The sequence below is a fragment of the Zoogloea sp. JDB1 genome, from assembly GCF_056724025.1.
In genome coordinates this window covers 679257-702207 of record NZ_CM161496.1, presented here as the reverse complement: position 1 = coordinate 702207, position 22951 = coordinate 679257, and the positions used below count along the sequence as shown (strand labels likewise).

Annotated in this window: 22 protein-coding genes; 10 read left to right on the top strand and 12 right to left on the bottom strand. The window is 64.3% G+C overall.

Annotation, left to right across the window (positions count from 1 at the left end; genetic code table 11):
* Positions 1-3 precede the first annotated feature (3 nt).
* Together AC1PPK_RS03095 and AC1PPK_RS03090 are read right to left on the bottom strand one after the other, a co-directional pair.
* Positions 4-1497, bottom strand: a complete 1494-nt coding sequence (locus AC1PPK_RS03095; RefSeq protein ID WP_481116388.1) for an ammonium transporter — start codon at positions 1495-1497, stop codon at positions 4-6.
* A 10-nt stretch (positions 1498-1507) separates the two neighbouring features.
* Positions 1508-1846 carry a P-II family nitrogen regulator gene (locus AC1PPK_RS03090; RefSeq protein ID WP_481116387.1) on the bottom strand — a complete coding sequence of 113 codons (339 nt, stop codon included), beginning with the start codon at positions 1844-1846 and terminating at the stop codon, positions 1508-1510.
* A 384-nt stretch (positions 1847-2230) separates the two neighbouring features.
* Between AC1PPK_RS03090 and AC1PPK_RS03085 the strand changes: the two genes are divergently transcribed.
* Positions 2231-2410: a hypothetical protein gene (locus tag AC1PPK_RS03085; RefSeq protein ID WP_481116386.1), complete on the top strand. Its 180-nt coding sequence runs from the start codon at positions 2231-2233 to the stop codon at positions 2408-2410.
* Positions 2411-2651: 241 nt separating this feature from the next.
* Positions 2652-4118 (top strand): sensor domain-containing diguanylate cyclase, encoded by a 1467-nt coding sequence (locus AC1PPK_RS03080; RefSeq protein WP_481116385.1) that lies wholly within the window; start codon positions 2652-2654, stop codon positions 4116-4118.
* A 7-nt stretch (positions 4119-4125) separates the two neighbouring features.
* Here the strand turns inward: AC1PPK_RS03080 and AC1PPK_RS03075 are convergent, their stop codons facing one another.
* From AC1PPK_RS03075 to AC1PPK_RS03040, 8 genes are all read right to left on the bottom strand, one after another.
* Positions 4126-5115 (bottom strand): hypothetical protein, encoded by a 990-nt coding sequence (locus tag AC1PPK_RS03075; protein WP_481116384.1) that lies wholly within the window; start codon positions 5113-5115, stop codon positions 4126-4128.
* Positions 5116-5133: 18 nt separating this feature from the next.
* A complete protein-coding gene (locus AC1PPK_RS03070; protein ID WP_481116383.1) occupies positions 5134-5922 on the bottom strand; it encodes a hypothetical protein in 789 nt (262 codons plus the stop codon).
* Between the two features lie 53 nt (positions 5923-5975).
* Positions 5976-6575 (bottom strand): hypothetical protein, encoded by a 600-nt coding sequence (locus AC1PPK_RS03065; protein WP_481116382.1) that lies wholly within the window; start codon positions 6573-6575, stop codon positions 5976-5978.
* Between the two features lie 11 nt (positions 6576-6586).
* Positions 6587-7060, bottom strand: coding sequence for a DUF6644 family protein (locus AC1PPK_RS03060; protein WP_481116381.1), 474 nt, complete (start codon positions 7058-7060; stop codon positions 6587-6589).
* A gap of 5 nt (positions 7061-7065) precedes the next feature.
* On the bottom strand, positions 7066-7569 hold the full coding sequence (locus AC1PPK_RS03055) for a DUF6644 family protein (RefSeq protein ID WP_481116380.1): 504 nt from the start codon (positions 7567-7569) through the stop codon (positions 7066-7068).
* A 19-nt stretch (positions 7570-7588) separates the two neighbouring features.
* Positions 7589-8017 (bottom strand): DUF6152 family protein, encoded by a 429-nt coding sequence (locus tag AC1PPK_RS03050; protein WP_481116379.1) that lies wholly within the window; start codon positions 8015-8017, stop codon positions 7589-7591.
* Between the two features lie 333 nt (positions 8018-8350).
* Positions 8351-11206: a TonB-dependent receptor plug domain-containing protein gene (locus AC1PPK_RS03045; protein WP_481116378.1), complete on the bottom strand. Its 2856-nt coding sequence runs from the start codon at positions 11204-11206 to the stop codon at positions 8351-8353.
* Between the two features lie 497 nt (positions 11207-11703).
* Complete coding sequence (locus AC1PPK_RS03040; protein ID WP_481116377.1) at positions 11704-11943, bottom strand: hypothetical protein; 240 nt, start codon at positions 11941-11943, stop codon at positions 11704-11706.
* 376 nt (positions 11944-12319) lie between these two features.
* Between AC1PPK_RS03040 and AC1PPK_RS03035 the strand changes: the two genes are divergently transcribed.
* From AC1PPK_RS03035 to nfsB, 6 genes are all read left to right on the top strand, one after another.
* Positions 12320-12574, top strand: coding sequence for a hypothetical protein (locus tag AC1PPK_RS03035; RefSeq protein WP_481116376.1), 255 nt, complete (start codon positions 12320-12322; stop codon positions 12572-12574).
* Positions 12575-12650: 76 nt separating this feature from the next.
* Positions 12651-13181 (top strand): hypothetical protein, encoded by a 531-nt coding sequence (locus AC1PPK_RS03030; RefSeq protein ID WP_481116375.1) that lies wholly within the window; start codon positions 12651-12653, stop codon positions 13179-13181.
* 174 nt (positions 13182-13355) lie between these two features.
* Positions 13356-14768 carry a sensor domain-containing diguanylate cyclase gene (locus AC1PPK_RS03025; protein WP_481116374.1) on the top strand — a complete coding sequence of 471 codons (1413 nt, stop codon included), beginning with the start codon at positions 13356-13358 and terminating at the stop codon, positions 14766-14768.
* 84 nt (positions 14769-14852) lie between these two features.
* Positions 14853-18467: a PAS domain S-box protein gene (locus AC1PPK_RS03020; RefSeq protein WP_481116373.1), complete on the top strand. Its 3615-nt coding sequence runs from the start codon at positions 14853-14855 to the stop codon at positions 18465-18467.
* On the top strand, positions 18442-19071 hold the full coding sequence (locus AC1PPK_RS03015) for a response regulator (RefSeq protein WP_481116372.1): 630 nt from the start codon (positions 18442-18444) through the stop codon (positions 19069-19071). Before AC1PPK_RS03020 ends, AC1PPK_RS03015 begins: the two co-directional genes overlap by 26 nt.
* Positions 19072-19305: 234 nt before the next feature.
* Positions 19306-19959 (top strand): oxygen-insensitive NAD(P)H nitroreductase, encoded by a 654-nt coding sequence (gene nfsB / locus AC1PPK_RS03010; RefSeq protein WP_481116371.1) that lies wholly within the window; start codon positions 19306-19308, stop codon positions 19957-19959.
* A 40-nt stretch (positions 19960-19999) separates the two neighbouring features.
* Here the strand turns inward: nfsB and AC1PPK_RS03005 are convergent, their stop codons facing one another.
* Positions 20000-21151 carry a S1C family serine protease gene (locus AC1PPK_RS03005; protein WP_481116370.1) on the bottom strand — a complete coding sequence of 384 codons (1152 nt, stop codon included), beginning with the start codon at positions 21149-21151 and terminating at the stop codon, positions 20000-20002.
* Between the two features lie 182 nt (positions 21152-21333).
* On the opposite strand from AC1PPK_RS03005, the gene AC1PPK_RS03000 reads away from it, so the two are divergent.
* Both AC1PPK_RS03000 and AC1PPK_RS02995 read left to right on the top strand, forming a co-directional pair.
* Entirely contained in the window at positions 21334-21765 is a 432-nt protein-coding gene (locus tag AC1PPK_RS03000; protein WP_374479361.1) for an Hsp20/alpha crystallin family protein, read from the top strand.
* 18 nt (positions 21766-21783) lie between these two features.
* Entirely contained in the window at positions 21784-22164 is a 381-nt protein-coding gene (locus AC1PPK_RS02995) for an Hsp20/alpha crystallin family protein (RefSeq protein ID WP_481116369.1), read from the top strand.
* A gap of 58 nt (positions 22165-22222) precedes the next feature.
* On the opposite strand, the gene AC1PPK_RS02990 is transcribed toward AC1PPK_RS02995, so the two are convergent.
* Positions 22223-22831 (bottom strand): hypothetical protein, encoded by a 609-nt coding sequence (locus AC1PPK_RS02990; RefSeq protein ID WP_481116368.1) that lies wholly within the window; start codon positions 22829-22831, stop codon positions 22223-22225.
* Positions 22832-22951: the final 120 nt, after the last annotated feature.

Here is a 22951-nt window from a genome sequence, read left to right as displayed (position 1 = left end):
GGCTCAGTCGTGGTAGGCGGACTCGCCGTGGGTGCTCAGGTCGAGGCCTTCGCGCTCGGCTTCTTCGCCGACCCGCAGACCGATGGTCAGGTCGACCAGCTTGAAGGCGATGTAGGACACCACGCCGGACCACACCACTGCAGTACCCACGCCCCAGGCCTGGGCGACCAGCTGGGCGCCCATGTCGTAGGGGGCGACGGCGTTGGCGACATAGTCGTAGACACCGGTACCGCCCAGTTCGGGGGAGGCGAACACGCCGGTCAGCAGCGCGCCGAGGATGCCGCCGACGCCATGCACGCCGAACACGTCGAGGGTGTCGTCCATGCCGAGCATGCGCTTGAGGCCATTGACGCCCCAGTAGCACACCACGCCGCCGAGCAGGCCCATGATGATGGCACCCATCGGACCGACCAGGCCGCAGGCCGGGGTGATCACGACGAGGCCGGCGATGGCGCCGGAGATCGCGCCGAGCATCGACGGCTTGCCCTTGAAGATGGCTTCGATCAGCGTCCACGAGACGGTTGCCGCGCAGGTGGCCACCAGCGTGTTGAAGAAGGCCAGGCCGGCGGTGGCGCCGGCTTCCAGGGACGAGCCGACGTTGAAGCCGAACCAGCCGACCCACAGCAGGGAGCCGCCGACCATGGTCATCGTCAGGCTGTGCGGGGCCATCGATTCACGGCGGTAGCCGAGGCGCGGGCCGATCATGAAGGCACCGATCAGCGCGGCAATACCGGCGTTGATATGCACCACGGTGCCGCCAGCGAAGTCGAGGGCGCCCTTGTTGAACAGGAAACCACCCACTTCAGCCGCCTTCTCGGCCGCTTCGGCGGAGGTGAAGGCATCCGGGCCGGCCCAGTACCACACCATGTGGGCCATCGGGATATAGGAGAAGGTGAACCACAGCACCATGAAGGCCAGCACCGCGGTGAATTTGATGCGCTCGGCGAAGCCGCCGATGATCAGTGCCGGAGTGATCGCCGCGAAGGTCAGCTCGAAGGACGCGAAGATGTACTCCGGCAGCACGACGCCCTTGCTGAAGGTGGCTGCCACGGTGTCCGGCGTCACGCCCTTCATGAACAGCTTGTCGAAGCCGCCGATGAAGGCATTGCCGTCCGTGAAGGCCAGGCTGTAGCCGTAAACGGCCCACAGCACGCCGAGCAGGCAGAAGATCACCAGCGACTGCATCAGGATCGACAGCATGTTTTTCGAGCGGACCATGCCGCCGTAGAACAGGCCGAGGCCGGGGGCGGCCATCATCACCACCAGCAGCGTGGCGGTGATCAGCCAGGCGGTGTCGCCCTTGTTGGGCACGGGAGCGGCGGCGGCCGGGGCTGCCGGGGTTGCTGCGGCGGCCGTTGTGCTCGCTGCCGCCGGGGTGGTGGCTGCGTCGGTGGCGGCGCTGACGGTCGCCGCAGCGGCCGGCGTGTCGTCGGCCCAGCCGGGCATCGCGAAACAGAGGGCGAAAAGCAGGGTTGCCAGGGCAAGAATGCGTTTCATGGGAGCGCTCCTAAAGGGCTTCGAGACCGGCTTCGCCGGTGCGGATGCGGACGGCCTTCTCGAGGTCGAAGACGAAGATCTTTCCGTCGCCGATCTTGCCGGTGGCGGCGGCCTGCTCGATGGCGGCGATCGCGCTTTCCACCACGTCGTCGGGCACGGCGACCTCCACTTTCACCTTGGGAAGGAAGTCCACTACGTACTCGGCACCCCGGTACAGCTCGGTGTGCCCCTTCTGGCGGCCAAAGCCTTTCACGTCGGTGACGGTGACGCCGTTCACGCCGACGGCATTGAGGGCCAGGCGGACCTCGTCGAGCTTGAACGGCTTGATGATTGCGCTAATCCATTTCATTGGAACCTCCAAGGGAGGCCCGGCAACCGCGAGGAAGCCGGACGGGATGTGGGCGGGTTTTTCATAGGCGGTATTGCATGTAAAGAACAAAAGTTTCATGCAAAGAAAAGCACGAGCTATGCCAAGCCGCAATCCCTATAAATGAAGGGGTTTAACAAAATGAAAATAAAATTCATGCACTAAAACACGGCGCAGGGGTCAAAACTGCACCAAGTCGGGCAGCGGAAATGGAGAGGCAAAGCGTCGGGGAGGCGTCGGGAGAACGAGAGAAAAGTCGCGAACCGGCGTGAAAGACAGGTTGTATCCTGCTTGGTACGTAATACGGTAATACTGGTATGCCGTTTGCTTGTAGAAAACCGTATCTATGTTGAGGAGGGTTGCGACATGTTCTCTACACTCTGGCAGTACTGCCTGGCCCATCTGCGTGCCGGCCAGGCCTGGATCTCCGAGACAACCAGCAATTCCCGTTCGGCGCGCCTCGCGACGATGGGCCTGCAAGGCCCCACCGAGCAGGATGCGGGAGCCGACGGCCTGCACATGCAGCAGCTCGGGGGCTGGCGTTGAGAAGAGGGCACACCCGCCCGCATCCCGGCGTGTGAATGCACGCTGGGAGCGTGGCGAGTCGGTCTTGTTTCTCGGGTGCCGTCGCGGCAAAACATCTCGCTGTTGCCGGCAAATCCGACACCGAGGAGAGGGGGCGGTGCGATGTACGTAGCGTGATTTATTTCACGCACGGCTACGGAGGCTCAGGTCTTATTCTAGATTCCTATTCATGGTCAAATTCGACCGCGAGCGGGGATCCATCATGTCCTTGACTGCGCCTGGGCTCACTGACAGCGTTCCCGCTGATCCATCCGACGGCGGTGCCCTGTTCCTGTCGACGCTGACGGCCAGTCCGCGCGAAAAGCGTGTGGCGCTGACGGTCCTGGTGTTCTCCCTGCTGGTCTTTGCACTGCTCGCCCCGTATGCACGGGTGCCGTTGCTTCCGATCTGGGGCTTCATTCCGTGCTATGAGTCCTGGCTGGTGGCCACCGACCTGATCACCGCCGCGCTGCTGTTCAGCCAGTATCTTTCGTTCAATTCCCGCGCATTGTTCATGCTCGGCTGCGGCTATCTGTACGTGGCCTGCATGACCGTTGCCCATGCGCTGACTTTTCCGGGGTTGTTCACCTCCACCGGTTTGCTGGGTGCCGGCCCGCAGAGCACGGCCTGGCTGTACATGTTCTGGCACGGCGTCTTCCCGCTGTTCGTCGTCGCCTATGCGCGTTTCAAGGGGCGGGACTGCGTGTCTTCCGTGCTGCCGCGCCGTCCGCGTCTGCCGCTGCTGGCCGCCGGGGTCGGCATGGTGGCGCTGAGCGCCGGCTTCACCGCGCTGGCCACCGTCGGGCAGGACCTGCTGCCGGCGATCATGGACGGCAACCGCTACCGCTCGTCGATGTCGCTCGTGGTCGCCTCGACGTGGGCCAGCAGCCTGCTGGCGCTGGTTGTGCTGTGGTTCAGCCGGCCCCATACGGTGCTCGACCTGTGGCTGATGATCATGATTGGTGCATCCTTGATCGATATCGCGCTGTCGGCGATGCTCAACGGCGAGCGCTTCGATCTTGGGTTCTATGCCGGTCGTGTATACGGCCTGCTGGCGGCGAGCTTCGTGCTGCTGGTACTGTTGGTGGAAAGCGGCATCCTGTACCGCAAGCTGGTGCAGCTGACGGAGACCCTCAGGCGTCTGACCGCCCAGGACGCGCTGACCGGCATCGGCAACCGGCGGGCTTTCGACGGCTCCCTCGACCTGGAACTGCGCCGGGCGATGCGCAGCGGCCAGCCGCTGTCGGTGCTGATGATCGACGTGGATCACTTCAAGGACTTCAACGACCATTTCGGCCACGTGGAAGGCGACCGCTGTCTGCAGATGGTCGCCAGGACCCTCAACGTCGCGGCGGTCCGCGCCGCCGACATGGTGGCCCGCTACGGCGGCGAGGAGTTCGTGGCGCTGCTGCCCGGCACTGATGAAACCGCCGCCGCCCAGGTGGCCGAGCGCCTGCGCAGTGCGGTGGCCGCGCTGCGCATCGTGCACCGCGGCACGCTGGAAACCAGCCAGGTCACCGTCAGCATCGGCGTGGCCTGCCTGCGCCCAGCCTGGCCGGTAGAGAATCCGAAGCACTCGATGGGCGCGGTCGGTATCGATCTGGTGGAGTGCGCCGACCGGGCGCTGTATGCCGCCAAGGAGGCAGGCCGTAACCGGGTGGTCGTGGCGGCGGAGCCGCTGGTCGGCTGATGGGCCCTTACCTGGAGGCAGCGTCGCCGGGCAGGTGAGCGTGGCCGCTGTTGAACTCGATGCAGGCGCGTTCCTCGGCGTACTCGATGATCACGTCCTTGCCGGCGTGTTTGGCCTCGCGCACTGCGTACACCACCGGGCGCGGCTTGTCGGCCTCTGTGTATTTGCGGATCGGCACCGTCACCGTGAACGGGCGGGTCAGCACCGTCGGATCGGTGATGCGCGCCTCGTAGTTGTAGCGCTTGCCATTGGTGTCGAAGGTGTAGCGTTCTTCGATCTTCACGTTCTCGCTGACGAACTCGCCACTGCGCCCGAACTTGGACTTGCCGTTGTAGTTCGAGATGCTGACCACCAGCGTGTTGCCCTCCCAGCGGCCGCGGGAATCCCCATTCCACAGCTTGATGTTGTCGGCCAGCCGGGGCTTGTTGTCCAGGTGAATGATGCGGGTGCCCTGGTCGAACAGGAACACGACGTAGCCCGGATACTGGTAGATCTCGTGGCCGTGCATGTACAAGGCCTGCGGGATGCCCGGCGGCGCGCAGCGGGCCAGCGGGTCCACGTACTGGGGCTTTATCGGGTTGGAGTAATAGGTCTGGTACTCCTCGACCTTGGCCCGGGCCCAGGGCTGGTAGGGCACCTGGCCGTCGGGGGGCTCGCTGACCCGGCTCGGGGCGCGCTGCTCCCGCGGCGGCAGATTGCGCTGGCGCTCGCCGCTGGAGATGCCTTCCGGGTCGGTCAGGCTGAGGTAGCTGCCGAAGGCCGGTCCCCAGAAGCCGGTGACGTCGGGCTGGCCGTCGGGCAGGCGCGGGCCCTGCCAGGGTCCGGCGGGGATCTTTGGGATGCTCTTGTCTACCACCGGTGCCGTGGCGGCGGGCTGGGCCGGGGTAGTCTGGGCATTGGCCGCGCCGGCGGTAAGCAAGCCAGCTGAGGCCAGCAGCAGCGCGGCGCTGCGGTAGCGGGATCGGGGCGAGCTGCGGTTGGTCATGTTGGTGTTCATCGCAGGCGGTTTCCTTCCTCAGTTCTTGTCGCGCTTGGGCGGGTAGTACTGGTCGAAATCGAGGGTGAAGCGGTAGTCCTCAATCAGCTGGAAGTCCTTTTCCCGGTGGCGATGGAGGATCACGCCGAGGGTCCATGGGCGGCTGTAGACCTGCGGATCTTCGAGGGTCGCCTTGTACTCGATGGTGTTGGCGTCCAGGTAGGTCCACCGCTCCACCACGTGCAGGTCGCTGCTGTGGAAGTTGCCGGCCCGGTCGAGCCAGGTCTGGTCGGTGAAGCTGCGTGAGTCCACCACCAGCGTGTCGCCGTCCCAGCGGCCGCGGGAATCGCCGGACAACAGGTCGCCGATCACATCCGGATGCTCGGTCTGGTTGGTGTGGATGGTGCGGACCGTATGGCCGAACTGGAACACCAGCTTCAGGTCGCGCGGGCGCTGGAAGATCTGGAAGGGTTCCGGGTAGTAGATGCCGCGCGGCACGCCGAGGGTCCAGCCCTTGGTGCGCGGGTCGGCCGTCTCGCGGGCCTCGAAGTTCTTTTTCTTCTGGGCCAGGGCCTGGGGCAGGTAGGGGATGAACTTGCCCTCGACGACGCCGGCACCCGGCGGCGCGTCCTTGCGCGCGGCGTGGGGTTCGAGGTCGTCGTCGGCCGGCGTGAGGGTCTGCCAGATGCCGGAAAAGTCGGGCTTGCCATTGGGCAGGCGCGGGATCGCGTCGTGGGCGAAGGCCAGCTGGCTGGCCAGCAGCATCAGGCCGGCGGTCAACAGGCGGATGCCACGGGGCGGCCGCGCGGGGATCGGTGCGTCGGTCAAGACGTTTATCTCCTGTGGAACGGTGGGGCAGGGCGGCACGGGTCGCCGCGCATTTACCTGGTGATGGGGGCCGCTGTGCCGGCTAGCTCCGGCGGGCGCTTGTCGTTGGGATACCAGAAGACCCGGTGGCAGGCTTCGCAGGCCTGGTCGATAGAGCCACCGGCGACGGTGAGGCGCTCCACGCTACGCGCGTCGATGGCGGCCAGTGCCTCCTCGGCGGCCTGCTGCAGGTGGCGCGCGTGGGCGACGAAGCGTGGGCGCTCCTTGCCGATCAGTGTGCCGATCTCGTCGGGCTTGAGGATGCCGGCGACGTGGGCGTCTTCCAGCTGCTTGCCGGCATGGACTAGCGGGCGGCCCTCGACGGCGAGCAGGTTGGCGGCCTCGGCGAGCTGGATGGCCAGGTGGCGGACTGCGGTCCACTCCTCGTCGGTGCGCGGTTGCTTGTCCTCGACGCCCTTGGCGGTGACGGTGCTGGAGACGGACTCCCACAGCGCGTCGGCGCTGGGATCGACGATGGACTGCATGATTTCCTGGATCGACGCGGTCGGGCGGAAGGTCGGCTCGGCGGCTGCCTTCGGTACATCGTCCCGGCAGCCGTCGAGGCCAATGGCGGCCAGCAGCGCGAGGGCGGATAGCGTGGGCTTGAACATCATGGCCGGGCGCCTCACACGAAGCCGATGATGCGGCCGGCCAGCGCGGCGCCGAACCACGCGCCGAGGCTCAGCACGATGGTGGCGCGGGCCCGCGCTGGCGACGGCCGGGCGCTGCGGCTGACCGGGCTGAGCAGGAGCAACTGGATCAGCACCGCGGCGGCCAGCAGCCCGAGCTTGGCGATGAACACCGGCTTGTAGAAATACAGCAGGGGGCTCGCCGAGAACATCAGGATGCCGCTCGCCACGGCCAGTGCCAGGCCGAGCCAGATCAGGCGGTTGGCCTCGCGGGCGACGGAGGGCAGCGTCTGGCGCCCGAAGGCCAGGCCCAGCACGCGCAGGCTGACCAGCGCGAGGGAGGCCAGCAGCAGCACGAAGCCGAGCACGTGGATGATCTGCAGGCCGGCGCCGACCAGGTGGTCGGCCTTGCTGACGGAGTGCGCGAAGGCGCTGTTCTGCAGATCGGTGAGGAGTTCGCGGATGGGCATCGCAGTTACCAGGCAGGAATGTAGGGAATCAGGCGGCCGCAGACGATCACCAGCGTCCACAGCACCAGCGAAGCCAGCCCGGCCAACTGCGCGTTGGCCGGCAGGGCGCCGTGCTGGGCGTTCTGCACGGCGGGCTGGCGGGCGATGACGAATTCGAAGTACAGCGCGTTGAGGCCGCCGAGCACGATGAAGGCCAGCTTGAACGGGAAGGGTGGGCTCGCCACCAGCGTCGCCGCCTCGGCCAAGAACAGCAGGCCGCCGGAGATGAAGATCGCCGCGAAGCCGCCCAGCACGTAGGGGCGCAGGTGGTGCAGCACGTCGTTGAGCGGCACGTGACGCAGGAAGACGCCGAGCAGGCGCAGGTCGGTGAGGAAGATCAGCCCGACCGAGACCGACAGGCCGATCAGGTGGATGCCTTCGATGATCGGGAAGGCCAGCGCGGACTCGGCGATGGCGAGGCCGATGCGGGTGCCTTCGATGGACTGGGCGAGTTCGAGGATGGAAGCCATGGACGGGAGGACTCGTGTTTCAGCGGGTCGCCGTCGGCGCGTCGCCGGCGCCACCGGTGAAGAAGCTGCGCCCGTCGGCCAGCGTCACGCTGACCGCGTAGCCGAGGGGGCCGCCGTTCTTGGCGCGGTAGCCCTTGATGCGCACTTCCGAGCCGACCTGCAGCTCGGTACGGGTCAGGCCCTTCTGCTGCAGGGCCAGCGGGGTGCCGAACTCGGCCCCCCAGTTGGTCACGCTGCCGTCGGCGTTCTTCACGTCGAAATACAGCCAGCTGTGCGGATTGACCCACTTGGCCTTGGTGACGGTGCCCTTCAGCTCGATCGGCTGGTCAGCGTCGAATTCGGCAGCGAAGGCGTGATGGGCATGGGCGGGGCCGCCGGCGGCAGCCAGCAGCACGAGGGTGGCCAGCGCGCCCAGGTGGGAGCGGGAAGGCTTGAGAGGGGTGTGCATCGAATTCTCCTGTTTGCGACGGGGGAGCGCCCCCGTCTTTCGCAAGTAGCGGGCCATCGTGCCGGGCGTGTAACTCATGCTGGGTTATTGCGCCGGATGGCCGGATCTTGTCGAAAATGTGTTTTTGTTCAGTGTGTTAGGGCGATAACCGCGACGGCGTGGGCGTGCCGGCATGCATCTGGCTGGCGCCGCGCTGTTGCCTGGAAAACACAACGGCATCTTTTTGTCGTGGATTTCAACACCCGGGCCGCATGGCCCATAGAACGCTTGGTGGTATGCCGGCGAGCGAAAAGCCCCTCTCCCGCGGGGAAGAGGGGCGGCGGGATGGGCGGCTCAGTACAGCGAGGCGCTGATGGTCACGCCGAACCAGCGCGGGATGCCCGGCTTGTAGCTGTTCCAGGTCGGCTGCAGGCTGGTGTCCTCGTTGAAGAGGTTCTTCACCACGAAGCTCACATCGAACTTGTTGTCCTGGCGGCCGACGCCGACGGCCAGGTCCGCCACGCCGAAGCTCTTGGTCTTCGAATAGCGGGACAGGGTCGGGTCGGCGTAGTAGCTGCTCTGGAAGTTGTAGTTGAGGTTGGTGTGGAAGACCTTGTTGCCGAGGATCGGATAGGAGAAGTCGCCGAACAGGTTGCCGCTGAACTTCGGTGCGCCGGCCAGGGTCTTGCCGGTGGCGTCGAAGTAGGGCTGGTTCGGGTCGCCGCCCAGCTCACCAGGGTTGGCGGCGAACTTGAAGTCCTTGTAGCGGGCGTCCGTGTAGGCGCCGGCGAAGCGCAGCGTGGTGTAGGGCAGGCCCGAATACACCACGTCCAGCTCCAGGCCCTTGGTCTGCACCTTCGGCACGTTGCCGAGGGCCGACAGGTAGGCCGGCAGGCCGTTGTTGTTGAGGCGGGTCTGCACCTCGTCGAACACATATACCGGCTGGATGTAGTTGCGGATGTTCTGCAGGAACAGCGCGCTGGTCACCGACAGGGTCTTGTTCAGGAAGAAGGATTTCAGGCCCAGCTCGTAGGCGTCGGTTTTTTCCGTGTCTGCCGGTACCGACTTGCCGCCCAACACCGTACCGCCGACGATCTGCGACACGCCGGCCTTCTCGCCGTGTTTCCAGGTGACGAAGCCGGTGTGGGCGGTGTTGAAGCGGTAGGTGGAGCCCAACTCGATGGTCGGCAGGGTTTCCAGGTAGGACTGGGCGACGGTGTTCTGGTACAGCGCGCCGATACGCCCGGCACGGATCGCCTTGGCGGCGGCGACCTGCTTCTTCTGGTCCGCCGACAGTGCGCCGTAGGTGGCGACACCGAAGTACTTCTGCGCCACAAGGTCGGCCAGGGCCAGCTGGGCAGCGTTGTTCGATGCGGCCAGCACGCCGTTGGCGTTGTTGGCGAAGCCGTTGAGCTGCACGTTGTTGACCGAGGCCGGGTTGAGCTCGGCGCCGAAGCCGTTGGAGTCGATGACACTGCTGCCGGAGGTCTTGCGGGACTCGCGGCTGAGGCGCAGGCCGGCGCTCAGGCTCAGTTCCCTGGTGGCATCCCAGATGATGTTGGAGTAGGCCGCCTGGGTCTTGTTGTCGAGGCGGTTGCGGACCTTGGTGATCAGGCCGTCGAGGGAGTTGAGCAGCAGCGCGCGGCCGGCGGAGTCGGTGGCGTTGGGCAGCAAAGGGTTCACCGGGTCGAGCAGCGCGTACTGGGCTGCGTTGGCGTACCAGGCACCGCCGTCGGAGCCGTAACGCTCGGTCTGGCTGGTGTTCGGGAACTGGCTCTGGAAGAAATACAGGCCGCCCTGGTAGCGCAGCGTGTCGCTCAGCTTGCTGTCGAGCTTGATCTCCTGGCTGAGCTGCTTGTACTCGGTCTGCGTGCCGCGCGGTGCGCGCAGCCATTCGAACTGGGTGTGGGTGCCGGCGCCCTGGGAGAAGTCGTAGTCCCGGTAGCCGGTGACGAAGGTCAGCGTGTTCGCGTCGTTGAGCTTGTACTTCACGTCGGCGGTCACACCCTTGGTGGCGTAGGTGTTGGGATACTCGCCGAGGGTGTTGATCTCCTTGGCATAGTAGTCGGCCACCGTGTAGTCGGTTTTCTGGCCGAACCAGCGCCGGTTGATCTTGCCGAAGTTGTCCTCCGCGTAATTGACCGGGATCGGCTGGCCGGCCGAATTGAGGCGGTCGTAGTTGGCCGGCGTCTTCAGGCGGAAGGCGAAGCAGTTCTCGCAGATCTCGCGGCCTTTCGGCGTGAAGTCCAGGGATAGGCGGGCTTCCAGGTCCTTGTTGGGAGTCAGCAGGAACTGGCTGCGGATGTTTGTGCGGTCGGTGTTGCGCCACGAGTAGTGGCTGTCGTTCTTGTTGTCGTAGGGACCGTCGGCGGTTTCCCGGTTGACGGTCAGGCGGTAGGCCAGCACGTCGTCCTGGATCGGGCCACCGATCACCGCGGTGGCGATGGCGGTGTTCAACTCGCCGTAGGTGACCGACGCGCGGGCCTCCGGCACGAAGCTCGGCTTGCGGGTGTTGATGGACACCCGGCCGACGTTGGACGCGCGGCCGCCATCCACGCCGGTGGGGCCGCGGGTGACGTCCACCGACTCGATATCGAGGAAGTTGCCCAGTGCAGTGATCGAGCTGATGCCATAGCTCACGCCATCTACGTTTACGCCGACGCTGGGTTCCAGCACGCCGGCCCCGGCCGCCCAACCCACGCCGCGGATGAAGATCGACGCGGTGTTGGGGTTCTGCCAGGACGTTCGCACGTTGCCGATGCGGTTGACGATGTCGCGGAAGTTATTGACGTGGAATTTCTCCAGCTCCTCGCCGGTGACCACCGACACGGACTTGGGGATTTCCTTCAGCTTGGTGTTCTTCACCGATACGGCTTCGAGCAGCAGCGCGTCGCCCTTGTTGGGGGCCAGCGGGGCGCTGGCGGTTTCGGCGCCGCTTGTCGGCGTGACCGGCCTGGCCGCGGGTGCTGTGGGCGCGCTGTTGCCGGCCTGCTGCTTCTGTTGCTCCAGAGCCTGGCGCAGGCGCTCGTTCTCGGCGGCGAGACGCTTGTTCTCGGCCTGTACGTCGCTCAGGGATTGGGCCTGTACCGGCAGTACCGAGAACAGCGTCATGCCGGCGAAAAGGGCGGCAATCGGGGAAAGCCGGAAGCCGTGGGGGCGGTTGGTGATTCGTGCAGGGTCGTGTTGCCTGGGGATCCTGTGCTTGCTCATGAATGACGGCGCTCCGAATGTAAATAAATGTTCGAGAGCGTCGGTTTGAGCAAAGCCTATGCCATTGGTCGGCGATGATTATTCCTATGTGCTTCCTTTTAATGGCGATTTATTGACTTGTTTTCCGTGATTTTTCTTGATTAATTGTTTTGTTAACAATGTGTTGCAATAAATCCCGTGTCCCGACGGATAGTCCGCTTTCCGTAGCGAAAGGCGTGGCCTGAGATTGACGGAAAATGGCGTGAACCTGATGCCCGAATAAGTCCGACACCCTTGTGTGAGCGGTGAATAGGCGACGGGTGGGCTGTTTCAATTCCAGCATGGCTGATGCTTGTTCAACAGCGCGTCGTGCATGGAATAAAAATGGAAATGATGTTATTTGCCGTGAAGGCAGCATGCGGTCACCGGATGGATGAAGGGTAAATCACTGCCGGCATCGTTCCGGAAAGGGATGCCGGCAGCTGGGCGGAAGGCCCGCTGTGAGGGCGGGGAACTGCTTACAAGGCGAGCCCGCTCAGGCGGCGTCCGAGCATTGTGCTTTCCTGGATTGAGCGGGCGCGGGCCTTATTGAGTTCCGATTGGTGTTCCCCAAAGGCGTCGCGCATTGCCATGTTGTTCTGCGCGGCTTTGATGGAACGGATGCAGCGCCAGCGCTCACCAGCGCGGGTCATGATCTTCTGCATCGATTCGGGGGGGTGGTAGGTCATGCAGTGGTAGCAATAGACTTTGGTCGTCACGGTCACCTCGTCACAGCTTGGCACATGAAATTGCACGCCTGGTCGGGGCAGGCGTGCCTCCAGACTCCGCATGTCAGCATGCGTACCCAAGATTGCACGGCGATGACAGCCCATCGGTCAGGGCTCCGGGCGCAACGCACAGGACATTGATCGTCAGTGTCGATGGTGTGCGTAGGAAAAATCCGACCCTGGCCTTCGGGAGTTCTGTCATGTGTAGAGCAGGGCACCGACAGACGGCCAGCCAGATGAATGGGACTATCAAGCTCGTGAATAAACAGCCGCAGCCCATGAATGGTTTCGTAGAAAGCCGGGGTGTGGAACTCGTTTATTCAGGGCGCGGTATGGTCAAAAAATGCAATGAGTGGAGGAGACAGCCTTGCATGCAGCACCAGTCCAGGTCATCAGGAGACCGACCGGGCATGTCGCCATGTTCCAACTGGTTGACAAATTGCCTGCCGATCACAAAGTTTTCGCATTTGACGGGTATTACTTCTTTTTGCCGAGGAGGCAGAAGAAGCAGAAAGAAAGAGCCCCGCGTGCATTTGGTCCCTATATCCATCCCCATGTTGCGGATTTCATCCGTACAAGTGCTTGTGCCTTGGGATTGCTGGAGTCGGATTCGATCCCGTGAGGATAGGGCATTGGGTCATCGGGCGGTCGCGCCCCTCGGGAAATGAATTTCTTTATTACAACAAAGGAGGTCTCACATGAGTTCTGCTACCAATCTGCAAAAGGTCGTCGACACGGCGACCATGAGCGGCGCTGCTTTCAAGTCGATTTACGAGATTTCGCTGAATGCGGTCCAGCAAATCTATTCTCGCAACAGTGAATTCGTCCGTGCATTTGCCGAAGCCGGTGGGCATCGCAAAGATGGGCTGGATCTTCATGATCTGGCCGGCGCCTATGCCCGGTACCTCGAACGCTCGAGCGAATATTTCAGCGAAATCGGCGATATCTGCACTACGACGCAAGCTGAAGTGTTCAAGGTGGGGGCGCAGAGTGCGGAAGAGATCGCCAAGAACTTCATCGCTGAATTCGAGGCCTTGCTTCAGCAGCATCCGCTGGATAACGCCAAATTAGCGGATTGGCTGACGTCGGCATTGAGTACCGCCGGTACGACCTACGAGAAGATCGTCGATACCTCACGCCAGATTACCGAGTCCAGTTTGATGGTCGCGACGCATCTTGGGCAGACGGCTGCCAATACCGCCACCAAGGCGGCCAGAAAGACGGCTTAGTCGTGCTCGCCATGCGCCGTCGTGTCATTGGGGCTTTCATCCGGACCCGGTGACGCGGCGGGGTTGGACGTCATTGATGGTCGGACGATGCCATCCCTTGTTCAACGGATCGGAGCAGGGCATCCCCGAGTCAATTTAGCGGCGCTCCGGGTGTCTGACAGCGGCGCTTTGGAGATGCGACAGAAATCGATGCCGGCGATGGAACCGTTCAACTCCGTTCGCGGTGGGAAATGGCTGCATCCCTTGCGGGACTCCATTGCGCAATGGTTCCGCGGTCTGTCGCTGAAGCAGCACCTTCTGCGGGTCGCCCTGACGCCCTTTTTTTTGCTGGCGGTCGCAATTCTCCTGCTCTTCCGTCTGACGGGCGATGCCTATAGCCGCAGCTTCGAAGATGCGGCCAAGGAGCGTGGCCAGGCCATTGTCCAATTGCTGGCGCCGGCCGCCGAGTTCGGCATTGCCGTCCGCAGCCCGCCGCATCTCAATTACCTGTTGCAGACCGTGCTCGATCAGCACGACGTGGCGGCGGTGGTCATATACAACCACGCCGGCGAGGTGATCGTCGAAGGGGGGCGCCCGGAAGTTGCCGCACCGCGTCTGCTTGTTACCGCAACTCGGGCGCGCTTCATGGAAGAACGGAACGGGCGCATGTCCTTCGCTGCGCCGGTGACGACCACGCCTGTTGTGCTCGACGAGATCGTGGCGGAGGACACGTCGGCCGCTGCCACGCGCGCACCGGACACCATGGGCTGGGTCTATGTGGAACTCGATACCAGTGCCAGTGCCCAGCGTGAAAACAGTGCCATGCTGCTGTTCCTGCTGCTTGCATTGGCGACGCTGATTTTCAGTGCTTACTCTGCATTGCGCCTGGCCCGCCAGGTGGGTGACCCGGTTGCCCAGCTGACCCGTGCAATGCGCCGCATGCTGATGGGGGATGTCGATGTGAGTGTTCCCATTGACGCCGTCAGTCCCGAGCTACAGACCCTGCAGGATGACGTGAACGCCCTGGGCCGGGCCATCGCCAACCTGCGGTGGACGATGCACAGGAGAATCGAAGAAACGACCAGCATCCTGGCCTATCAGGCGCGCCATGATCCACTGACCGGCCTGTCGAATCGGCGGGCATTTGAAGAAGCGCTGGACGAGGTCATGTTGGCTTCGCGGCGCGCCGCCGACCAGAGTGCCCTGTGCTTCATGGATCTCGATAACTTCAAGCTCGTCAACGATGCAGGCGGCCATGCGGCGGGGGACGCATTGCTGTGCGAAATTGCGGTGTTGATCCAGCATCGATTGCGTGCCCAGGATCTGATTTGCCGCATGGGTGGTGACGAATTCGCCCTCATTCTGCGTGGCTGCACCCGTGACGACGCAAAGAGCATCGCCATGGGCTTGTGTGAGGCGATCGCCGGTTTGTCATTTCATTGGGAAGATGAATGCTTCCATGTGGGCGTCAGTATCGGGGTAACGCACATCGATGAAAGCGTGACCAACAAGACGGATCTGCTCAAGGCCGCCGATGCGGCGTGCTATGCCGCCAAGCGCCAGGGACGCAACCAGGTGGTGGTGCATCAAGGAGCAAGCCCGGTCTGACGCGCACGGCACTCCACTTCCGGCTGCAGGGTGAAGGAGAATGAGCACCACAATTGCCGCCGGTGTGAACGATGGACGGGCCGAATGACCGACAAGGATAAACACAGTCAGCCGCCTGCTGGGCCGGCCGACTCGCTGCGCCTTGTGCATGAATTGCAGGTGCACCAGATCGAACTGGAGCTGCAGAACGACGAACTGCGTCGAACGCATCTCGAGCTTGAGGCCGTGCGCGCACGCTATTCCGAACTTTACGAACTGGCGCCGGTGGGTTTCCTGACGCTCAATGAGCGGGGGCTGATACTGCAGGGCAATATCCGTGTCGCCAAACTGCTGGGTGTCGGCAGGGAGGCTTTGGTACAGCAGCGGATTTCCCGGTTCATCGCCAAGGAAGACCGGGAAGCCTTTTCCCTGCGCCATAGATCGCTCGCGGAAAATCGGGAGCTTCAGGAGTTCGAGCTGAGGATGCTCAGGCACGACGGTAGCCAGTTCTGGGCTCACCTGGAGGCCAGCGCCGCATGGGACGCCGCCGGTGTGCCGGAACTCCGTATCGCGCTGAGCGACATCAGCGCGCGCAAGGCCACGGAAGCGGCTTTGTATCGCAGTGAAGCGGAATTCCGCAGCATGTTCGATCTGTCGATGGTGGGCAGTGCCCAAGCCGATCCGGAGACGGGCCGCCTGCTGCGGGTGAACCGCAAGCTGTGTGACATCACCGGCTACGACGCGGACGAGCTGCTGACAAAATCCTTCATCGATATTACGCATCCGGACGATCGCACTGCCAGCTGGCAAAGCTACCGCGACGCGATTGCCGGCCAAGCAGACGGCCTCAACATCGACAAGCGCTGTGTCCGCAAGACCGGCGGGATCGTCTGGGTAAATGTCCAGATGACGCCTCTCCGCGACGATCAGGGCCGGGTGTTGCGCGTGCTGGCGGTGATCCAGGACATCACGGTCCGCAAAGAGGCCGAGGCGGTGATGGGCGAGAAGCTCGAATTGCAGGGCCGCCTGATGAAGACCGCCGCGACGGTACCGGGCGTGATCTGCTCGTTCAGGTTGCGGCCGGATGGTTCGGTCAGCATGCCTTATGCCAGTGCCGAACTGGAAACAATCTACGGGCTCGAGCCCGAGGACGTATGCGAGGACGCGACCCCGATCCTCAACCGGATTCACCCCGGCGACCTCGACCATGTAAGCGAAACCATCGAGGCGTCGGCCAGGACCATGACGGCCTGGCGGGCCGAGTACCGCGTCCACCATCCGAGTAAAGGCGAACTGTGGATCGAAGGTCACTCCATGCCCCAGTGCGAGCCGGACGGAAGCATCCTCTGGCACGGCTTCCTCAGGGACATCACTGAACGCAAGCGGATGGAAACCGCGTTGCGCGACAGCGAGCGGCTCTATCGCGCCATCGGCGAGTCGATCGACTATGGCGTTTGGGTGGCCGATCCCGCCGGCCGGAACCGCTATACCAGCGAGTCCTTTCTCAAGCTGGTCGGATTGAGCCAGGAACAATGCGCGGATTTCGGCTGGGTGTCCGTAGTGCATCCCGACGATGCGGTGCGCGCCTTCGGCGCGTGGATGGAGAGTGTTCGCAGCGGTGCGAACTGGGATGCCGAATATCGCGTCCGTGGGGTCGATGGTGCCTGGCATGCGGTGCTGGCACGAGGCGTGCCGGTACGCAACGAGCGCGGCGAGATCACGCACTGGGCAGGCATCCACCTCGACATCAGTCGTCTCAAGCAGGTTGAACAGTCGCTGCGCGATAGCGAGCAGGATCTGCAACTCGCCCAGACCGTTGCCCAAACCGGTAGTTGGCGGCTGGATGTCCGGAGCAACGAACTGCGCTGGTCCGATGAAAACCATCGGATCTTCGGTGTTCCGAAGGGTGGGCCGCTGACCTACGAAACCTTCCTGTCGGCGATTCATCCCGCCGACAGGGCCTTCGTCGATGAATCCTGGCACGCCGCCATGCGCGGGGAGCCTTACTGCATCGAACACCGGGTCATCGCAAACGGCGAGGTCAGGTGGGTGCGTGAACGGGTCGAACTTCAGTTCGACGCCCATGGCAAGTTGCTCGCGGGGGTCGGCAGCACCCAGGACATTACCGAGCGCAAGCGCACCGATGCGGCCCTTGAAACCAGTGAGTCGCGCTTCCGGCTGGCCATGGAGGCGGTATCCGGCCTGGTTTACGATTGGGATCGACACGCCGATTCGGCCTATTGCTCGGTCGGGCTCCACCGTGTTTTCGGAAGAAATGCCGCTGAATCACAATTCGGTCGGCACTGGTGGCGGATGAGGGTCAATCCGGAAGATCTGCGCCAGATCCGGGCCGAGGTCGTCCGCTGCATAAGAGCGCGCCGTGACCGCGTGCAGATGGAATACCGCATGCGACACAGCGACGGGCACTGGGTGCATATTTCCGATCGTGCCCGCATCATCCGTGACGGCTCCGGGCGGGTGGTGCGCGTGGTCGGCAGCCTGACGGACATCAGCGCGCGCAAGGATGCGGAAGCCGCGCTCATGCGTTTGAACGACACGCTCGAGGAGAAGGTGGCCGAGCGGACCTTCGAGGCAGAGGAGCGGGCTCGGGCTTTGCTCGAATCCGAACGTTTGACGCGTGGCACCATCGACGCACTCAATTCGTCGCTGTGCGTCATGGAAGCCGACGGCTCCATCATTGCGGTGAACCGGGCCTGGCGCGAGTTTTCCCTGGCCAATGGCGGTCAGCCCGAACTGATGAGCGAGGGGGCCAATTATCTGGCGATCTGTGACGCGGCTGCGTGTGTCGAGGGTTCGGCCGCCAAGGTGGCTACCGCAATTCGTGCCGCCATTGCAGGGCGGCGAAAGGATTTCTCGATTGAATACGCGTGCGATTCCCCGAGTGAGCGACGCTGGTTTGTGCTGAGTCTGAGCTGTTTTCAGGGGGCCGGGCCCGTGCGTATGGTGGCCGTGCACAAGGACATCACCGAACGCAAGCTGCTGATCCAAAAGCAGGCCAAGAGCGCCACGCGCCTCAAGGGACTGGCGGCCCATCTGGAGACCGTACGCGAGGAACAGAATGCGAAGATCGCCCGTGAGGTGCACGACGAACTCGGCGGTACGCTGACCATGCTCAAGCTCGGCCTGGCCACGACAGTCGATAGCCTGACCCTTGCCGCGCCGCTGCAGGCCCGCTTCGATCAGTTGCTTTCGCAGGTCGATGCCGCGCTGACGACGGTGAAGCGCATTTCCGCAGGTTTGCGGCCGGCGACGCTCGACACCCTTGGTTTGATCGCCACGGTAAACTGGTATACGGCAGAGTTCTCACGCATGACCGGAATTGCGATAGAGCTGCACATGCCAAGCTACCTCCGGCTTTCGCCGATGCGCGATATCGCCGTCTTTCGCATCGTTCAGGAGGCGTTGACCAATGTCGCCAAGCACGCGCAGGCCACCAAGGTCACCATTGCGATGCGCAAGCATGGGGACTATCTGATCGTCGATGTGCGCGACGATGGTGTCGGCACCGTCGAGAGCGATTGGCGCAAGCGTGATTCCTTCGGCTTGATCGGGATGCACGAGAGGGCCCGGCATTTGGGGGGATGGCTGTCCATTCAGGGCACGGCGGGCGAAGGGACGCTGGTGACACTGCACATTCCGCTGGAAGATCGGACCGACAACAGGAGGGCTGACGATGGCGACGATATTGATAGTCGATGACCATGCGGTGGTTCGAGGGGGGCTGCGGCAATTTCTGGCCGATACCGAGGACCTGGAAATTACCGCGGAGGCGGCGACCGGAGCCGAGGCGGTGGTCCTGGTGCAAGAGTCCGACTGGAGCTTGGTTCTGCTGGATATTGCGTTACCGGACTTGAGCGGCCTGGAGGTGCTCAAGCAAATCAAGCGCTTGCGCCCGGATCTGCCGGTGCTGATCTTCAGCATGTTTTCGGAGGACGAGTTCGCCATCCCGTCCCTTGAAGCCGGCGCCTCGGGTTATCTCAACAAGGATAGCCGGCCCAGCCATATCCTGACCGCGATCCGCACGGTGATCAGCGGTGCCCGCTACGTCAGTCCGACTCTGGCCGAGAAGCTGCTGGCGGGGGTTGCGCCGACAGGCCGGCGGATGCCCCACGAAGCCCTGTCCCGGCGGGAGGCCGAAGTCCTGTTGATGCTCAGCCGGGGAACGTCGCTAACCAAGATCGGCGAGAGTCTCCATGTCAGCGTGAAGACGGTGAGCACCTATCGGGCCCGCATCCTCGAGAAGCTCGACTTGCAGTCGAACGCGGAATTGACACGTTACGTCATCGAGCACCGCCTGGGCTGAGCGGGCTACCGGTTCAAGGGGCAGTGAACCTTGTGGGGGCGAATGAATTCGCCCCCACAGTCTGGCCGCCAACCGCTACGAGTCCCCCACGGCAAGTCGGCTCCCCTCCCGTGCGTGTCGTCCATGAACTTTCCGCAGCGTGTCGCCCTCTACAATGCGGCAGCGCCGCAAACGCCCTCCCGCACAGTGGCGGCGCGCTGTCCGACAACCGAGAACGCAAGGACCCGCACGCTCATGGATATCGCCCGCATCACCCAGACCCGCCACACCACCAAGGCCTTCGACGCCGACCGTCAGATCCCCGAGAACCTCGTCGAGCAGCTGCGCGTGCTGCTGCGCAACGCCCCGTCGTCGGTCAATTCCCAGCCCTGGCATTTCGTCATCGCCGCCACGCCGGAGGCCAAGGCCCGCGTCGCGCGGGCTACCCAGGGCGGCTTCGCGTACAACGAGCCGAAGGTCCGCAAGGCCTCCCACGTGGTCGTGCTGTGCGCCCGTACGACGCTGGACGACGCCCACCTGTCGGCGGTGCTCGACGCCGAGCAGGCCGATGGCCGTTTCGCCACCGACGAGGCCAGGGCCAACCAGGACAAGAGCCGGCGTTTCTACGTGAACCTGCATCAGACCGAGCTGCAGGACGAGCGCAGCTGGATCGAGCGCCAGGTCTACATCGCCCTCGGCACCCTGCTGCTCGGCGCCGCGGCGCTGGACATCGACGCCTGTCCGATGGAAGGCTTCGACGCCAAGGCGCTGGACGAGGCCCTCGGCCTCGCCGAGCGCGGCCTCACCGGCGTGGTGCTGGTGGCCCTCGGCTACAGCGGCGCGGACGACTTCAACGCCAAGCTGCCCAAGTCGCGCCTGCCCGACGCGGCGCTGTTCACCGAGCTGTAATCGACACGGGGGCTGCGGCCCCCGATTTTTTTGCGGACGCTCAGCTGCCCGGCTGCAGCGTGACCGTCACCGTCTGGCGGTTGCGGCCGCGCAGGATCTCGATCGACACGCTGTCGCCGACCTTGAAGTCGTCGAGGCGCGCCGCCAGGCGGGCCACCGAATCCACTGGCTTGCCTTCCACCGCGACGATGATGTCGCCCGGCACCAGACTGCCGTCCGGGTTCTGCGTGATGCCCCGCAGCCCGGCCTGGTGGGCCGCCGAGCCGCGCGGCACGCGCAGGATCACCACCCCTTCGACGCCCAGTCCGCGGGAGAGGCGCTGGTTGAGGTCCTCGTCGAGCTCCACGCCGAGCGCCGGACGCAGGTACTTGCCGCTGCGGATCAGCTGCGGCACCACGCGCATCACCGTATCCACCGGGATCGAGAAGCCGATGCCCGCCGAAGTGCCGGATGGACTGTAGATCGCCGTGTTGATGCCGATCAGGCGGCCGGCCGAGTCGAGCAGCGGGCCGCCTGAGTTGCCGGGGTTGATCGCTGCGTCGGTCTGGATCAGATGCTCGATCGACGGTCCCTCGTCGTCGCCCTGCAGGCTGCGGTCCAGCGCCGACACGATGCCGGTGGTCAGCGTCCAGTCCAGGCCGAAGGGATTGCCGATGGCGAAGACCTTCTGCCCGACCTTCAGGTCCGCGCTGGTGCCTACCGGCACCGGCGGTGGGCGCTTGAAGCCGACGCCGATGCGCAGCACCGCGATGTCGTGGGCTGGGCTGGCACCCACCAGCGCCGCCTGGTAGTCGCGTCCGTCGGCAAGGCGCACGGTGGCCTGTGAGGCGCCGCGGATGACGTGGAAATTGGTCACCACGTGGCCCGCGTCGTCCCAGATGAAGCCCGAACCGGTGCCGCGCGGCACCGACATCACGTTGCGGGTCCAGTTGTCGCGCACCAGCTGCGAAGTGGTGATGTACACCACCGAATTGCGGGAGCGCTCGAACAGCTCGATGGTCGATTTCTCGTCGGCGGCCAAGTCGCCGCGCGGCGTCACGACGCGCTCGCTGGCCTGTTGGGGGCTGAAGGCCGACTCCAGCGCCGGCAGGAAATGCCACAGCAGCATCAGCGCGCCCACGCAGGCGGTGATGATGAGCCAGCGCTGCACGAAGCGCTGCTGCTGGCGGAGGGGATCGTCGTCGTATCGCATGCTGGCTGCCCGTCGCTGTGACCTGTCACGGAACGTGAGGGCCGGCTCGGCTCGCACGCGCTAGCGCGAAAGATGGGGGATGCGGGCGTCAACTTCAAGGCCTTGAAATCGGCATGGTGCGCACTCAGCTATGGGGGCATGGGCGCCCGGCGCCGCTTTTCCCCTACTTCCAGGAGGCTCGCATGTACTACCGATCCATGTTCCCCCGCGATCTGCTCGCCGAACTCGAGCGGCTGCAGCGGGAGGTGCCGCAGACCGTCGAACCGGGGCCGAGCATTCGCGGCCAGAAGCGCGGTTACCCCGCCCTCAACGTGGGCGGCACACCGAATGCCGTGGAGATCTACGCCTTCGCGCCGGGCCTCGACCCGGCCACGCTGGACGTGCAGCTCGAGAAGGGCATCCTGACCATTGCCGGCGAGCGCAAGGCGCCGGCCGTCTCCGAGCAGGCCACCGTGCATATCGGCGAGCGCTTCGCCGGGCGTTTCCGCCGCGTGGTGTCCCTGCCCGACGACATCGACCCCAATTCCATCGTCGCCAAGTACCGCGACGGCGTGTTGCACGTCAGCGTGCAGCGCCGCGAAGAAACCCAGCCGCGCCGCATCAGCATCCAGTAAGCCTCCGGAGGACAGACCATGAGCGACAAGAACGAAGCCCCCAAGACCGCCGATGCGCGCCGTGAGGACGCCGCGCTGCTGCCCCCCGTCGATGTGGTGGAGGACGCCAGCGGCATCACGCTGTACGCCGATCTGCCGGGCGTGTCGAAGGAGCGCCTCAACCTGCACGTGGAAGCCGACGTGCTGACCATCGACGGCGAAGTGGTGCTGGAGGCGCCGGAAGGCATGGAGCTGACCCACACCGAAGTGGGCCTGCCGCGCTACCACCGCCAATTCACGCTGTCGAAGGAGCTCGACGCCGGCAAGGTGAAGGCCAGCTTCGAGCACGGCGTGCTGACCCTGCGCATCCCCAAGGCCGAGCACGCCCAGCCGCGGCGTATCGAGGTACAGGTGCTGTAAGACGATCGGCGGGGCGCGCGTCTCGCTTGCGTCCCGCCGATTGGGTGTTACGGGCGGCTCAGGCCGCCGCTTCTTCCAGATCGTGCTCGAGCGGGTCGAGGCGCTGGCCGCGCAGCAGCCACACCGGCGACTTCCAGTAGATGTCCACGTTGTGGAAGGGATCGGTGAGGATCTTGCACATCCAGGCCAGGCCCCACGCCGGGCTGCGCAGGAAGAACAGATGCACGGTGCGGAACAGCAGCCCGCCGATGCCCAGCCCCAGCCACACCAGGCCGAGCTTGTGCAGGAAGGCAGCCTGCGCGTCGAACAGCCCGAACAGCGTCGGCTGTACGTAGAGCAGGGCCGGGATGCTCAGCCAGATGCCGATCAGGACGCCCTTGCGGCGCATGTTGTAGCCGACCTTGATCGATTCCTTGTAGTCGTAGCTGGTGTTGTTCACCCGGTCGAACTCCCGCGGCTCGAAGAAGATGTGCCCCGACTGGCGCGACACCATGCCCACCAGCCAGCCCACCAGGCCCGCCATGGCCGGATCGACGAAGAGCAGGCCGTAGGCGCATAGGAAGCTGAAGGCGCTGATCAGGTGCAGGGTCTGGTTGATCCGGCACTGGTGGTAGTAGCGGTGGTCGTCCCACCGCAGTGTGCGCAGTTTTTCAAGGAAATCATGCATCTGGCCGCCCTCTCGTGGTTTGGATGGGGGCACTCTGCGCACGCAGGATGACAGTACGGTAACGGGATGGTGTCGGAACGATGGCAATCCGACTTTGTTTGCGCCAGGTCAACCGCTTGG

Bases quoted from the DNA above. Each gene is read 5' to 3' on its own strand.
- AC1PPK_RS03055 (WP_481116380.1), bottom strand. From the start codon at position 7,569: ATGGCTTCCATCCTCGAACTCGCCCAGTCCATCGAAGGCACCCGCATC.
- nfsB (WP_481116371.1), top strand. From the start codon at position 19,306: ATGGATATCGCCCGCATCACCCAGACCCGCCACACCACCAAGGCCTTC.
- AC1PPK_RS03080 (WP_481116385.1), top strand. From the start codon at position 2,652: ATGTCCTTGACTGCGCCTGGGCTCACTGACAGCGTTCCCGCTGATCCA.
- AC1PPK_RS03085 (WP_481116386.1), top strand. From the start codon at position 2,231: ATGTTCTCTACACTCTGGCAGTACTGCCTGGCCCATCTGCGTGCCGGC.
- AC1PPK_RS03030 (WP_481116375.1), top strand. From the start codon at position 12,651: ATGAGTTCTGCTACCAATCTGCAAAAGGTCGTCGACACGGCGACCATG.
- AC1PPK_RS02990 (WP_481116368.1), bottom strand. From the start codon at position 22,831: ATGCATGATTTCCTTGAAAAACTGCGCACACTGCGGTGGGACGACCAC.
- AC1PPK_RS03020 (WP_481116373.1), top strand. From the start codon at position 14,853: ATGACCGACAAGGATAAACACAGTCAGCCGCCTGCTGGGCCGGCCGAC.
- AC1PPK_RS03015 (WP_481116372.1), top strand. From the start codon at position 18,442: ATGGCGACGATATTGATAGTCGATGACCATGCGGTGGTTCGAGGGGGG.
- AC1PPK_RS03095 (WP_481116388.1), bottom strand. From the start codon at position 1,497: ATGAAACGCATTCTTGCCCTGGCAACCCTGCTTTTCGCCCTCTGTTTC.
- AC1PPK_RS03090 (WP_481116387.1), bottom strand. From the start codon at position 1,846: ATGAAATGGATTAGCGCAATCATCAAGCCGTTCAAGCTCGACGAGGTC.
- AC1PPK_RS03060 (WP_481116381.1), bottom strand. From the start codon at position 7,060: ATGCCCATCCGCGAACTCCTCACCGATCTGCAGAACAGCGCCTTCGCG.
- AC1PPK_RS03075 (WP_481116384.1), bottom strand. From the start codon at position 5,115: ATGAACACCAACATGACCAACCGCAGCTCGCCCCGATCCCGCTACCGC.
- AC1PPK_RS03025 (WP_481116374.1), top strand. From the start codon at position 13,356: ATGCGACAGAAATCGATGCCGGCGATGGAACCGTTCAACTCCGTTCGC.
- AC1PPK_RS03065 (WP_481116382.1), bottom strand. From the start codon at position 6,575: ATGATGTTCAAGCCCACGCTATCCGCCCTCGCGCTGCTGGCCGCCATT.
- AC1PPK_RS02995 (WP_481116369.1), top strand. From the start codon at position 21,784: ATGAGCGACAAGAACGAAGCCCCCAAGACCGCCGATGCGCGCCGTGAG.
- AC1PPK_RS03045 (WP_481116378.1), bottom strand. From the start codon at position 11,206: ATGAGCAAGCACAGGATCCCCAGGCAACACGACCCTGCACGAATCACC.
- AC1PPK_RS03000 (WP_374479361.1), top strand. From the start codon at position 21,334: ATGTACTACCGATCCATGTTCCCCCGCGATCTGCTCGCCGAACTCGAG.
- AC1PPK_RS03050 (WP_481116379.1), bottom strand. From the start codon at position 8,017: ATGCACACCCCTCTCAAGCCTTCCCGCTCCCACCTGGGCGCGCTGGCC.
- AC1PPK_RS03005 (WP_481116370.1), bottom strand. From the start codon at position 21,151: ATGCGATACGACGACGATCCCCTCCGCCAGCAGCAGCGCTTCGTGCAG.